The organism is Curtobacterium sp. MCJR17_043 (assembly GCF_003224315.2).
Taxonomy (GTDB): Bacteria; Actinomycetota; Actinomycetes; order Actinomycetales; family Microbacteriaceae; genus Curtobacterium.
In genome coordinates this window covers 1,603,654-1,616,407 of the sequence record NZ_CP126259.1, presented here as the reverse complement: position 1 = coordinate 1,616,407, position 12,754 = coordinate 1,603,654, and the positions used below count along the sequence as shown (strand labels likewise).

13 protein-coding genes are annotated in these 12,754 nt (G+C 67.4%); 10 read left to right on the top strand and 3 right to left on the bottom strand.

Going from position 1 to position 12,754, the window contains the following annotated elements:
* The 10 genes from DEJ15_RS08425 (at window position 1) to DEJ15_RS08380 (ending at window position 9,292) form a co-directional block, all read left to right on the top strand.
* The gene (locus tag DEJ15_RS08425; RefSeq protein WP_284176153.1) at window positions 1–267 is read left to right on the top strand and encodes a DEAD/DEAH box helicase family protein; all 267 of its coding nucleotides are present in this window, start codon (window positions 1–3) and stop codon (window positions 265–267) included.
* Window positions 268–565: 298 nt separating this feature from the next.
* On the top strand, window positions 566–1,234 hold the full coding sequence (locus DEJ15_RS08420) for a hypothetical protein (RefSeq protein WP_284176152.1): 669 nt from the start codon (window positions 566–568) through the stop codon (window positions 1,232–1,234).
* Window positions 1,235–1,314: 80 nt separating this feature from the next.
* Window positions 1,315–2,340 (top strand): hypothetical protein, encoded by a 1,026-nt coding sequence (locus tag DEJ15_RS08415; protein ID WP_284176151.1) that lies wholly within the window; start codon window positions 1,315–1,317, stop codon window positions 2,338–2,340.
* Window positions 2,312–2,857, top strand: a complete 546-nt coding sequence (locus DEJ15_RS08410; RefSeq protein ID WP_284176150.1) for a hypothetical protein — start codon at window positions 2,312–2,314, stop codon at window positions 2,855–2,857. Before DEJ15_RS08415 ends, DEJ15_RS08410 begins: the two co-directional genes overlap by 29 nt.
* Window positions 2,772–5,033, top strand: a complete 2,262-nt coding sequence (locus tag DEJ15_RS08405) for a Zn-binding domain-containing protein (RefSeq protein ID WP_284176149.1) — start codon at window positions 2,772–2,774, stop codon at window positions 5,031–5,033. Before DEJ15_RS08410 ends, DEJ15_RS08405 begins: the two co-directional genes overlap by 86 nt.
* Entirely contained in the window at window positions 4,939–5,862 is a 924-nt protein-coding gene (locus DEJ15_RS08400) for a hypothetical protein (protein WP_284176148.1), read from the top strand. Before DEJ15_RS08405 ends, DEJ15_RS08400 begins: the two co-directional genes overlap by 95 nt.
* Before the next feature lies 1 nt (window position 5,863).
* The gene (locus DEJ15_RS08395) at window positions 5,864–6,469 is read left to right on the top strand and encodes a hypothetical protein (RefSeq protein ID WP_284176147.1); all 606 of its coding nucleotides are present in this window, start codon (window positions 5,864–5,866) and stop codon (window positions 6,467–6,469) included.
* 124 nt (window positions 6,470–6,593) lie between these two features.
* Window positions 6,594–7,730, top strand: a complete 1,137-nt coding sequence (locus DEJ15_RS08390; RefSeq protein ID WP_284176146.1) for a UvrD-helicase domain-containing protein — start codon at window positions 6,594–6,596, stop codon at window positions 7,728–7,730.
* A gap of 34 nt (window positions 7,731–7,764) precedes the next feature.
* Window positions 7,765–8,097 carry a 3'-5' exonuclease gene (locus DEJ15_RS08385; RefSeq protein WP_284176145.1) on the top strand — a complete coding sequence of 111 codons (333 nt, stop codon included), beginning with the start codon at window positions 7,765–7,767 and terminating at the stop codon, window positions 8,095–8,097.
* Window positions 8,045–9,292, top strand: a complete 1,248-nt coding sequence (locus tag DEJ15_RS08380; RefSeq protein ID WP_284176180.1) for a PD-(D/E)XK nuclease family protein — start codon at window positions 8,045–8,047, stop codon at window positions 9,290–9,292. Before DEJ15_RS08385 ends, DEJ15_RS08380 begins: the two co-directional genes overlap by 53 nt.
* Here DEJ15_RS08380 and DEJ15_RS18225 read toward each other — a convergent pair whose 3' ends face one another.
* Genes DEJ15_RS18225 through DEJ15_RS08370 form a run of 3 tightly spaced genes read right to left on the bottom strand, consistent with a single transcriptional unit; the run spans window position 9,293 to window position 12,375 of the window.
* Entirely contained in the window at window positions 9,293–9,559 is a 267-nt protein-coding gene (locus DEJ15_RS18225; protein ID WP_349814871.1) for a 5-methylcytosine restriction system specificity protein McrC, read from the bottom strand.
* Entirely contained in the window at window positions 9,498–10,430 is a 933-nt protein-coding gene (locus DEJ15_RS08375; protein ID WP_284176144.1) for an McrC family protein, read from the bottom strand. The genes DEJ15_RS18225 and DEJ15_RS08375 overlap by 62 nt, the downstream gene beginning before the upstream one ends.
* A gap of 25 nt (window positions 10,431–10,455) precedes the next feature.
* Entirely contained in the window at window positions 10,456–12,375 is a 1,920-nt protein-coding gene (locus DEJ15_RS08370) for an McrB family protein (protein ID WP_284176143.1), read from the bottom strand.
* Window positions 12,376–12,754 lie beyond the last annotated feature (379 nt).

Here is a 12,754-nt window from a genome sequence, read left to right as displayed (position 1 = left end):
GTGACGAAGGACGGGCTGATCACCTCACGTCCCGCCATGCGTGAGCAAGCGCCGGACATCCTGCTCACCAACTACAAGATGTTGGACCAGCTCCTGCTGCGACCGTCTGACGCGACCCTCTGGGACCAGAGCGCCACGAGCCTCCAGTACCTGGTCCTCGACGAGTTCCATACGTACGACGGTGCGCAGGGGACGGACGTGGCCATGCTGCTGCGGCGCCTCGGTCTCGCACTCAAGGGGGCGGTGGGGCGAGGACGACTTCGATGAGGCGGCGCGGCAGCGCCCCCTCGGGGTCATCGTGCCAGTCGCGACCTCGGCGACGCTCGGTGACGGCAGCGACCCGAGCGCGATGGTCGCGTTCGCGAACACGGTGTTCGGCGGACGGTTCGATGCGTCGAGTGTCGTCACCGAGACGCGACTGTCCGTTGACGAGTGGTCTCGTGAGTCCATCGAGTCGATCAAGAAGCTGCACCTGGCGCCGGTTCCGGTGATCGACGCACGCGCGGCGCAGCTCCAGGAGCGACTCGGCGGGCAACGCCGCAGCCCGGAGGAGATCACGGCCGCGGTGCTCGAGTTGTTCTACGTCGCGATGGAGGCTGAGGAAGGTCAGGAGCGCTATGAGGCCGCGCTTGCCTCGGCGACGGACGATGCAGACCGGCTCGAACTCGAGTTCGCGCTCATGCTGGCTCATCCCTTCGTCCGCGCGCTCGTGACCGCGAGTGAGCGGGCAACATCTCTCGCAGAGCTCGCGCGGACGCTGTTCCCCGACGAACTCGTCGCCGGCGAGCGGCCCGCGGACCGTGACGACGCTCGCCGAACCACGATCGTGATGGTGCTCGCCGCGCTCAGCCACCTCCGTAAGGAGTTCGGACGCCGGTCCGTGTCGGTCGATCTCCATCTCTGGGTCCGCGCGCTCACACGCGTCGACCGGGCGGCACAGTCGCTGCCGGACTTCCGCTGGGCCGACGATGGGGAGCTGCGCACCGATGTGGGGGGCCGGAGACGCGGCCGCCGAGGTCGCTCCCGCCTTCCCCCGCGCTCTACTGCCGGCATTGCGGTCGCAGCGGCTGGGGCGTCGAGCTGGCGCCGACCGGCTGGGACCTGTCTCAGACCGATGCGAACATCCGTCGGAACCACGCCAACAAGCAGTCGAAGAGCCGGTTCCGGGCACTCATCCACGCTCCCCGCGAAGGGGAACTGGCCCTCGCTGGGGCGAGCGACGACGACGGCCTGACCACCGGCCCGTGGTGGTTCCGCGTCGCCGACCGGCAGATCACCAGCGAGCGCCCGAGCGCGGACGACGAAGGCGTCGCCGTGCCGATCCTCACCCTGACGGGTAACGCCGCGGACGAAGAGTCACGCGACGACGTCTGCCCGAACTGCGGCAAGACGAACGGCATCCGGTTCCTCGGATCCGCGATCGCCACGCAGTTGTCGACCGTCGTCACGACCCTCTTCGGCGATCGGCACCTCGACGACGGCGAGAAGAAGGCGCTGGTCTTCACCGACAGCGTGCAGGACGCCGCGCACCGAGCCGGCTTCATCCAGAGTCGGGCGCGCGTCTTCAACCTGCGCAATGCCGTGCGACAAGCCGTGGCAGAGGAGACCACGCTCGACGACATCCCGGCGGCGATGATGGCATCTGCCCACACGCCGAGCGAACGGTACCGGCTCCTCCCGCCAGACCTTGCTGAGCGCGAAGGCTTCCGTGCGTTCTGGGACACGGAGAAGGCAGCGTCCGCAGTCGTCAGGAAGCGCGTCCAGCGACGGCTCGCGTTCGACCTCGCACTCGAGTTCGGTCTCGAGTCGCGGGTCGGGCGGACGCTCGAAGAGACCGGCAGCCTGGCAGCGCACGTCGAAGCGGGGCCGGCCACCCGACTGGAGGCTGTTGGTCGCGTTGCCGTCGAAGGTCTCGAGGTCGACTGGTCACTCGACGATGCCCGTGACGGATTGATGGACGCCGCTTCCGTCGTTCGATGGGTGCGCGGCACATTGGAACGGTTGCGTGAACGCGGCGCGATCGACCATCCGTGGCTGAACAAGTACGTCGAGAACGACGGCAACCGCCATTGGGTCTGGGGCGGCCGTCCGCGCCAAGAGGGGATGCCTGCGTTCCCCCCGCGGACGCGAAGCGCCCGCTTTTGCAAGGGTGGGCAAGAAGACAAGCGGTTCACGCGAATCAGCGCTCGACACGGTCACCTCCTCGCAGAGCTGGTACGCACGGTGGACTGCTCGCTGCCTCGGCGTCGTTCCGTCGGCGGGCGAGAAGCTCGCTCGACGGCTCTTCGAGACACTCGACCGCGAAGGGATCGTGACGTCGAGACCGATCACAGGCGGTGACACCCGCGCCTACGGCCTGGCGCCGAGCAGCATCATCATCGGACCGGTCTCCGGAGCCGGAGCCGGAGCCGGCCAAACGCTCGTGTGCGACACGTGCGAGACCGAGACGCCGTCCGCTCACATCACCGCCGATCAGCTCGCCGGTGGCCCGTGCACCACGGCGCGGTGCCCGGGAACGCTCCTGCGCAAAGACTCGAAGCCGGAGAACTTCTACCGGGACCAGTACGACAACGGGCAGATGCGCCGGGTCGTCGCTCGCGAGCACACGAGTCTGCTCGAGGACAAGCTGCGGCTCGACTACGAGACCCAGTTCAAGAACAGCGATGCGCGGCCGGACGCGCCGAACGTGCTCGTCGCGACACCGACCCTCGAGATGGGCATCGACATCGGTGACCTCTCGACCGTGTTCCTCGCTGGGCTCCCCCCGCACCGTGTCGTCGTACCTGCAGCGGGTCGGTCGCGCCGGGCGGCTGACGGGAAACGCTTTCATCCTCGCGTTCGTCCTCGGACGCGGTGACCAGCTCCCGAAGATCGGGGATCCGTCGTCGGTCATCAACGGAGCCGTCCGGCCTCCGGCGACCTACCTGAACGCGGTCGAGATCCTGCAGCGTCAGTACACCGCGTTCGTCATCGACCAGCTCGCCGCGGACGGAGCGTTGCCAGAGACCCAGTACGCGCCGAAGGTCTTGAACGACTCCGAACCGGGCTCGTTCCTCGACCTGGTCATCACGAGTGCCGAGCAGCACGTGGACCAGCACCTGGCACGCTTCACCGGCGCCTTCGACTCGCTGAACGAGGAAGTGGTCAGCGGGCTCTCTGACTGGGCCCGGCCTGTGGGGTCAGAGGCTCGGTCGAGTCAGCTCGCTCGGACGTTGCTCGACGCGAGCCTGCACTGGAACCAGGAGCTCGAGCGGCTCCGGCTCCGGACGAAGGCGATCGAGGAGTCGTTGCCGGAGCTCAAGCGCATGGCGGAGCTGACGAAGGAGAGCGAGGACGTGTCGGCCCACAACGCGGCTCGGGCCTCGCTGCGCTTGGCGAAGAAGCAGGCCGGGCAGCGACGGACGGAGTTCTGGGTCGCGGCCCTCGAACGGTACGGAGTGCTCCCGAACTACACGCTGCTCGACGACCGAGTCCAGCTGGACGTCGGACTCACCTGGGTCGACCCGGAGTCCGGTGAGTTCGCAGAAGAGCAGCGGAGCTACGAGCGAGGACGCAGCCGGGCGATCAGCGAGTTCGCGCCCGGCGCGCACTTCTACGCGCAGGGGCTCGACGTGACCATCGATGCCGTCGACCTCGGGACCGACGGCGAACGCGTTCGTGCCCTGGCCTTCTGCCCCGACTGCGGTTTCGCCCGAGACTTGGAAGAGGGTGCCGTCGTGACGTGTCCGCGGTGTTCGAGCACCGCAATCGCGGACGTCGACCAGCGACTGCGCGTCGTCGAAATCGAGCACGTCTCGGCGGAGGTCCGCCGCGACGAGTCGAGCATCAGCGACTCCAGCGAGGACCGCGAGCGGGTTCGCTTCACGGTCCAGCTCGCTGCCGACCTCGACGAGGCGAACGTCTCGGCGCAGTGGTACGTGGACGAAGTCGGGTTCGGCTGCAAGTTCGCGCGTGCGATGACCTTGCGCTGGGTGAACCTCGGTCGGGCGGGCCTCGGGGCGACGCGGTTCATCGCCGGCGCAGAACACGCTTCACCCCTGTTCCGTCTCTGCAAGGGCTGCGGGAAGCTCGACCGCGAAGGCGACACAAACAACGCGTGGGAACACCGCGTGTGGTGCCGTTACCGGAAGGACCGGTCCGAGCACACCGACACGATCGCGCTCACGCGGACGCTCACGACGCAGGCGATCGTGCTGCGCGTCCCGCCGTCGATGACCGTCGGTGACGCGTTGTCCATGCCGAGCCTGTCCGCCGCGATCCAGCTCGGTCTGCGCGAGGTGATCGGTGGTGACCCCGACCACCTGCAGCTCAGCACCATGGCCGAACCCGTTCCGGGCGAGGACGTCAACAACCTCGCGCTGCTGATCCACGACACCGTCCCCGGTGGGACCGGCTACCTCGCCGACCTCGCGGACCCGTCGCGCATCCGCGAGGTGTTCGAGCAGGCCCTCGCCGCCCTCGAGCGGTGCGACTGTGCCAACGAACCGGTCCGAGCAGCGTGCGACAAGTGTCTGCTGCCGTTCGCCCCGGGGGGCGATGTGGGAAGCGTGTCGCGCACCAGCGCACTCCACAACCTCCAGGTGCTGCTGCAGTACCGCGACGGGAGCGCGTCGGACTGGTCCACGACCGAGGTCGACCCGGGTGTCCAAGACCCGGAGTCGCACCTCGAGCAGTGGTTCCGGAAGGTGTTCAAGGAGCGGGTGACGGCGCTCGGCGCCAGCCTCAAGGAGATCCCGGGCGAGTGGGGGGTCGACTATCCAGGTCACGCTGCCGGGTCAGCACCGGACATGGTCGTTGCGGCCCCAGCAACTCGTCGGAGGCACGCGGCCGGACTTCGTGCTCGAGGCATCGGGCGCCCACGTCCCACCGGTCGCGATCTACACGGACGGGTTCGCCTACCACGCGTCGCCGGCGCATCTGCGACTGGCAGACGACGCGATGAAGCGCCAGGGCCTGCGCGATCTCGGCTACCGCGTCGTCGCGCTGACGTGGGACGACCTGCGCCGTCTGCGGGACGACGAAGCGGAGCCTGATCTGGACATCTACGACCCGTCGATGTCGTTGAAGTTCGCCGGGCCGTTCCAGCTGACCCCGGCGGACGTCAAGATGCTCAACGAGAACCCGATCACGACCCTGATGGGCTGGATCCAGAGCCCTGAGGATGCTGCAGCACGGACCGAGCGCCTCGCCGATGCGCTCCCGATGCTCGCGATCCCCAGGGGCAAGATGGTCGTCGAGAGCGGGTCGATCGTCGAGCAGGCGATCGCACTCGCGCTTGTCAGTAGCGGACCGGTCACGGCTGGTCCGACGTCCTGGGCGCTCCGGTCCGCACACCTCGCGATGCTCGCGCGTCGCCCGGTCGGCGCGCAGGGAGCGACGCCGCCCGAGACAGCGCTCGTGCTCGACGACAGCCCGGAAGCGCTGACCGCACCAGGGTTCCGGGAAGCTTGGCAGCGATGGCTCCGACTGTCGAACCTGCTCGGAGCACGCTTGGTCAAGCCGGTGACCATCACGACGGCCAGCTCCAGCGCCGGCATCGCCGTTGCTCCGACGGTGCCGGTACGCGAGGAGTCCCGCGCAGATCTCACGACGGAGTGGCAGGAGCTGATCGCGTTGGCCGAGCCGGAAGAGACGTCGATCCTTCGACAGCTCGTGGAAGCCGGCGTCGTCGTTCCCGTCCTCGGCCATGAGACGAGCAGCGGCATCCCCGTCCCGATCGCGTGGCCAGAGGAACGCATAGCGCTCGACGCACTGTTGAGCGAAGCAGACCGGGACGAACTCCTCGGTGACGGATGGTCGCTCGTCTCGCCCTCGGACGACCCTGCTCTCCTCCGAATCCCGCGCAACCGGAAGGACTCCTGACATGCCGTTGCTCGTCATGGCGAACATGCAGCAGAAGCTCGAGAAGGTTGTCCAGTTGAAGCTTTTCGCCTTCATGGCTAAATTGCAGACCGACGACACCCTGCCCGGGTTGCACATCGAGCCGATCGTCAACTCTGCAGACCCGCGCGCCCGGACCGGTCGTGTCGACCAGAAGCTGCGGGCGGTGCTCTACAAGATCGAGGTGCCGTCCGGGCCGACGACCTACGTCTGCGCGGGTGTGTACGAGCACGACGAGGGCACCGAGATCGCGAAGTCGCAGGTGCTTCGGGTCAACCCGGTCAACGGGGTGACAGAGCTGATCGCAGCGCCTGCACCGGCACCCGCTGCCCAGGCGGCCCAGTGGGTTCCTGAGCCGCCGACGTCGCAGAAGCCGTTCCTCGACCAGTTCGGGTACACGGCTGAAGACCTAACCAGCTCGCTCGGCTTCGACCTCGAGACAGCCGAACGACTCCTCGCGTTCGCCGCCGAGGACGAACTCCTGGCCTTCGCGGAGTCGTTGCCGAACCAGTGGCAGCAGAACGCGGCGCTCGGTCTCGCGGTCGGTGACTCGATCGAGGGGGGTCAAGACCTCCCTCGGACTTGGTGACACGGAGCCGGACACAGCTGCTCCGGCGACGATGGACCGCCCCGCGGAGGTGACGCACAGCGGCTCTCCGGAGGAGACCGAGGCTTCGGAGCTGCTCGAATCACTCAAGCGCCCCGCGTCGCAGATGCAGTTCACGTTCGTCGATGATGATGAGGAACTTCGCCGGGTCATCGAGGGTGGCGACTTCGGAGCGTGGCGGGTGTTCCTGCACCCCGAACAGCGTGCCTACGCGACGCGCGCCTACAAAGGACCCTTCCGCTTGACCGGAGGTGCCGGCACGGGCAAGACGGTGGTCCTGCTGCACCGAGCTCGAGAACTCGCCGGGGACACGAACGCGCGGATCGTCCTCACCACGTTCACCAGGACCCTCGCCGGGATGCTCGACCGAGACCTCCGACGTCTCGATCCTCAGCTCGCTCGCGCATCGCAGCTCGGCGAGACCGGCATCCTCACCGCGGGGATCGACCAGCTCGCGCACGCCGTCCGGGACGCCGCAGATCCGGCCGGCTGGGAGCAGGCATCGATCGACGCCATCGGGTGGGACGCCGGGCGTTCCACCTCCCTGGTCTCGAACGGCATCGGATGGGACGAGGCAATTTTCGACGCCAAGCCCGACCTTCCCGGTGAGCTGCGGTCGCCCGCTTTCCTGGAGAGCGAGTACCTCCAAGTCGTCCTACCGAACGGTGTGATCACACGGGCGGACTACTTCGCCGCCCGACGCCCCGGCCGCGGGGTGGCTCTCGACCGGGCGAAGCGCGCTCAGGTGTGGTCCGTGATCGAACAGTTCCGGCGCAATGCGCGAGCCCATCGCCGGCTCTCGTGGGCAGAGCTCTCGTCCGTGGCTGCCGCATACCTCGACGCTTACCCCGAGGAGCGCCCCGCTGACCACGTCCTCGTCGATGAGGCCCAGGACCTGACGCCGAGCCACTGGACGATGCTCCGCGCGCTCGTCGGCGAGCACGGCAACGACCTGTTCGTCGCCGAGGACTCGCACCAGCGCATCTACGGGCAGCGGGTCGTACTGTCGCGTCTCGGCATCAAGATCGTGGGCAGGTCGCGGCGCCTCACCCTCAACTACCGGACGACGCAGCAGAACCTGCGGTACGCGCTCGGCGTGCTCGGAGGCGGCGAGTTCACGGACAGCGAGGGAAGCCCCCCAGGACGAGCAGGGCTACCGGTCCGCGCGACTCGGACCCGACGTGCGCGTCCGGGGACATCAGACGCCCGCGGCGCAGTACGACGCGCTGGCGCAACAGCTTGAGGACTGGAGAGCCGAGTCCAGCGACGTGGAGTCGATGGCGGTGCTCGTCCGGACGAAGAGCGCGACCGAGACCGTGGTTCAGCAGCTCGCCACGCGGGAGGTGCCCGCGACGGAGAAGTCCGCACGCGGCAAGGTCCGGGTGATGACGATGCACAGCGCCAAGGGCCTCGAGTTCTCCCGGGTCGTCCTGTTCGACGTTTCCGAGGGTGTCGTCCCGAACAAGCTGGCCCTGCAACATGCAGCGCCCGAAGAGCGAGGCGACGCCGAACTCAGGGAACGATCACTGCTGTACGTCGCCGCCAGCCGTGCTCGCGATGAGCTCGTCGTCAGCTGGCAAGGAGCGCCATCCCCGCTCCTTGCACGCTGAGCACCTCTTCGCCGTGATGAATGAAGCCGCCCTCACGAAGATGGTCACAGCGCTCGTACCGACCATGGCGAGGAGCCTGGCCGAGCAGTTCAACGTGTTTCGAGTGATGCACCACGGCACACACGAGAAGCAGTTGTCGAACGTGTTCGCCTGGCTCCTGAGGGTCGACGCCACGCACCACCTCGGGGACGCGTTTCAACGCATCCTGCTTGCCCGCATCAACTCGGCTCTGTCTCGTGGTGAGCAGCTGCCGCTCGCCGGATTCCGCGTGCTTCAAGAGGTCGACACGACGACCGCTACCGATCCCGTTGAGGACATCGCCGACATCGTCCTGCTGCGCGACGACACAGCGGTGATGATCGAGAACTTCGAGTCATCCGACGGCCACGGGCACGACTACGAGAGCTACCTTGCCTACGGCAGCGCGAACGGGCGACGGAGCGTCGTCGTGATGCTCTGCGCCCGTCGTGAACGCCAGCGCCTGTCGATGGGCTGGGAGGATGCCGTCGTCGTCACCTACGCCGAGGTACTCGATGACCTTCGGGCGCACCTCGATGCTGATCGCAGGTGGCGTGGCGCGAACCCCCGCCAGGACGTGTTCATCAACGAGCTCATCGATCAATTCGTGGAGGGACCGCAGGCGATGACAGTGCAGGAACAGTTGGAGTTCATCAAGACGATGTGCGAGACCGGCGAGTCCGCTCGGTACGGGCGGCGCCCCGTCGCGTCAATCGCGGAGGACTTCGCGGCGCAGATCGCCCTGCACGCTCAGCGGCAGTTCGAGGACAGCCGTAGCACCCTCGGCTCGGTGAAACGCACCTTGCGCCAGCACGCGGTGCGCGTGGTCCGTCCCCGGGTGAACGAGCTCCTCGGTGCTGACACGGTCCACTCCGTGTCGGCGAACTTCCAAGGGCAGTGGGAGTGGTGTTCGACACTCGTGACACCGAGAAGTAAGCCGAACATCTTCCTGGAGTTCGGGCCGACCGCCGTGACGGAGAACGAACGAGCCCCAGAGCCCGTGAGCGAGCCCGACTACTCGAAGGTGTTCGTCACGCGGCAAGCAGGAGCGGGGATCGACCGCATCGTGCAGACGGACGTGACCCTGGAAGAGGTCCTCGCGGGGCTAGCCGACGACGACCAACGCCTGGTCGACGTCGTCGCCATCCTCATCCGTGATCATCCGACCCTGTCCTGATCACCGAGCTTGTACTCTCCGCGCGAACACCGACGACAACTGACGGGTGATGTGAACGACTGACTGATCGAGGTCGAGCGCGTGTTGTCGCACTTCCGGTCCGTTGATGACGGCGACGCGACGCGGCTCGTCCTCGCCCGCCGCGTACAGGAGGTGACCCCGTGACAACCCGAACCTCCGGCAGTACGCCGCCATCTGGTACAGATCAGCGTTCGGGTACTGCCCGTGCTTCTCCACCTTGTACTTCACGTCGATGCACGCCCGCACCTCGCCATCGACCACCCACACGAGGTCCGGCGCGATCTTCACCGTCCCCTCGACATCGAGCGTCGACTGGTACTGCGACACGAGCACTCCCCCCGTACGGCTTGAACGCCTCGCGGAGCGCAGCCGACACGAAGTCCTCGAACACCGACCACATCTCGACGAGGAACCCGGAGGCGACGACCGAACCGGCCCGCTGCTCGATCGACGACCCGGACAGCACGAGCGAGGCCAACGCCAGCGCCGACGAGTACCGCTGGTTCCGCCGATCCGGCCGGACGACTGGTACCGGAGCACCGACCGGGATCAGGGACACCCCGTCGAGCACCCGGACGATCCGCTGCAACGCCCCGAGGGCGTCGGCCGGCACCCCGGGCAGCCGGAGGAGCCGAGTAGCAGCGGTCAGCAGCACCTGGTTTTCCGCGATGTCCTCGACGTAGTCGTCGAACGACACCTCGACCGGCAGCGGCTGCCCACCCCGCTGCGTCAGCTGGTCGCCGATCCGCCACCGCCCACGCACGAGTGGCAGCGCGTCCTCCCGCGTGACATACCCGCGGAGCGGCCCGCCTGCGAGCGCCCGTGAGGCCTGCCGCACGAGCGCGTGGGCGAGTGCCGGCACGAGGTCCTCGTCCTCCTCGAACCCGAAGTCGTCCTCGGTCCAGATCGCGCTCCCGGCACGCGCGTAGCCGAGCATCGCAAACAGGCGTCGGACGGGCGTCTTCGGCTTGAGCCACACGGTGTGCCCCGCGATCCGCACGACGCCCACCTTCCGGACACCGCTGACGCGGTACTCGTCGGCGCCCAGCGTCGGCGCGACCGACGCGATGTTCGCGGCGGCGAGCCCGACGGCCACCGCCCGCGGGAGCCGGTGCACGACCGGCTGGTCCGCCTCCCGCAACTCAATCGTCGACGAAAGCACCTTCGGCCCCGTCGGACACGGAGGGCGTCGCCTGGCGACGCAGCGTCGTCAGGCCGTACCGCGCCTCCAGGTCAACGCCTTCCCCGTAGTGGTGCTCCGCCAGGAGCGGCAGGATCTCGTACCGCCACACGTCCTGCAGGCCGGTCCCGGCCAGGTCTCGCATCAGGAAGGACGGGCCCACCTTCGCATCGTGGTCCTGGATCTGCGCGTTGAGTCGCGTCAGCAGGTCCGCACGGTCGTCCTGGAGGCCCTGGGTCACCACCCAGCGCGACAACACGTCCTGCACGGGCTCGCGTTCCGGGTGCAACTCGACGAACGCGAATCGGCGCCGCATCGCGGCGTCGAGCATCGCGATCGAGCGGTCGGCGGTGTTCATAGTGCCGATGACGAAGATGTTGCTCGGCAGGGTGAACGGCTCATCGCTGTAGAGCAGCGAGATCTCGCTGTCCCGGTACTCCAGCAGGAAGTACAGCTCACCGAACACCTTCGCTATGTTGCCGCGGTTGATCTCATCGATGACCAGGAAGTAGTTCGCCTCAGGGTTGGCCGCAGCCGCGTCGGCAAGCCGCCGAAGCGGACCCTTCCGGAGGGTGAAGGCGAGGTTGCCGCTGTCGTCATTGGCGACGGGGCGGAAGCCCTCGAAGAAGTCCTCGTACGAGTACGTCGGGTGGAACTGCACGATGGTGGTCTCGCCGTCGGTGCCGTCCGTCACGTGCTTCGACAGCGCTTGCGCGAGGAACGTCTTGCCCGTGCCGGGAGGTCCGTAGAGAATGACCTGCTTGCGGCGCTCGACGAGGTCGAGGGTCTCTTGCAGCCACAACTCGGGCATGTGCAATCGGCTGGCCATCGTCGATGTCACGGACGGGAACGGATCGCGCGGCTCCGAGCGCGGCGCAGGAATCGGCGCAGGCGGAACGATGTGCTCCTCAGGCTGTTTGACGGGTGCCAGCGGCTGCCATCGGCCGAGTAGAGGCTCGACGTAGAAGAGTGCTGGCCCGTTCGCCTTCTGTTGTAGGGCGATGGTCACCTGCTGGAATGCGGCGTCGGGATCGTCATCGGCTTGCCCCTCGATCTCTCCGACGAAGGCCGTGGTGATCGCTCTCCGCGCATCGGCGGAGATAACCTCTCCGAAGACGCCGGGGTGCACGAGGTAGAGCAACTCATTCCGTTGCGTCGGGAAGCTCTTGTCCGGCAACGTGTCAACGAAGTCGCGCCATGCCCACGGATCGTCGAGGGCATGACTGCGGTCCTCGTCGGACAAGGACGCCCAACGGAGGGCGCAGTTCACGACGAACGACATGGCTCGGAAGAGCTGGACCGACATCGCGGTTCCAGGGTTGAAGGACCAGGCACGGAAGGCGTCTTCGATCTCGGACGGGATCGTAACGGGGTGTGTCATCGTCTCGAGCAGGAGGGTGACCCGTTGCCGCTTCTTGCGTTCCCCTGGGTTCTGAAGTGGGAGGACCTGCCAGCAGATCAGTTCCGCCATCAGGAGTTTCGCGTCGTCCGAGGCACCCTCGAACTGCCCGACGAGCTTCGCGCCGAAGTCGTCCCCAGCGATGTCCGGTTGACCGATGAACCGGGCGACGACCTCCGCTACCACCTCCGAACGCCAGACCTGACGGCCCGGAGCGAACACCGAGTCCATCATGCGGAGGCCACGTTCGACGAAGAGTTGGCCTGTCGTCCTGACGGTCTCTGCACGCGCGTCGGGCGGCACGATCTCTGACTGGAGTCGGGCTTGGCGGTCTTCGCGGAGCGTGCGCTGGAAGGTGCGTTGCCGTTCGTTGAGCTCGTCGCGGAAGCGCTCGAACGGAACGTCGTCACCCGACGCACGCCGGCCCTGATCCGTGAGGTGCCACTCTCCGCGGACGGGCTTCGTCAGGTACCCGGCTTGCACAAGACCGGCGGACCCCCCAGAAGAAGTCGGACTCGCCCTGTGGCTTCCCCTTCTGGTTCGCGTCGAGCTCCACGCCCTCCAGCGGTACTCGGGCACGAGCGGCTTCCCACACGTCGATGCGGCTTCCGATTCCACCGTGCTCGTCGAGGACACGAAGGGCCTCTCGGAGCCGATTGATCCGGTTCTCGGAACGGCTCATGCTGTTCTCCTGCGTCTCGCGGCCAGCGGACCGACTGGGTGGTCCGGGAGGCGTCTCCCCCGCGCGGGGTTCTGCCTTGACCATCGGTCACGTTACTTGGGAACCGGGCGACTCGAGCAGAACACCCTCGACCATGGACCAGGGATGGGACAACCGGCTGTGGGCTGTCGCTCGTTCGGA

Coding starts and splice junctions, on each gene's coding strand:
- DEJ15_RS08385 (WP_284176145.1), top strand. CDS start 7,765: ATGGCGGTGCTCGTCCGGACGAAGAGCGCGACCGAGACCGTGGTTCAG.
- DEJ15_RS08390 (WP_284176146.1), top strand. CDS start 6,594: ATGCAGTTCACGTTCGTCGATGATGATGAGGAACTTCGCCGGGTCATC.
- DEJ15_RS08395 (WP_284176147.1), top strand. CDS start 5,864: ATGCCGTTGCTCGTCATGGCGAACATGCAGCAGAAGCTCGAGAAGGTT.
- DEJ15_RS08380 (WP_284176180.1), top strand. CDS start 8,045: ATGAGCTCGTCGTCAGCTGGCAAGGAGCGCCATCCCCGCTCCTTGCAC.
- DEJ15_RS08400 (WP_284176148.1), top strand. CDS start 4,939: ATGAAGCGCCAGGGCCTGCGCGATCTCGGCTACCGCGTCGTCGCGCTG.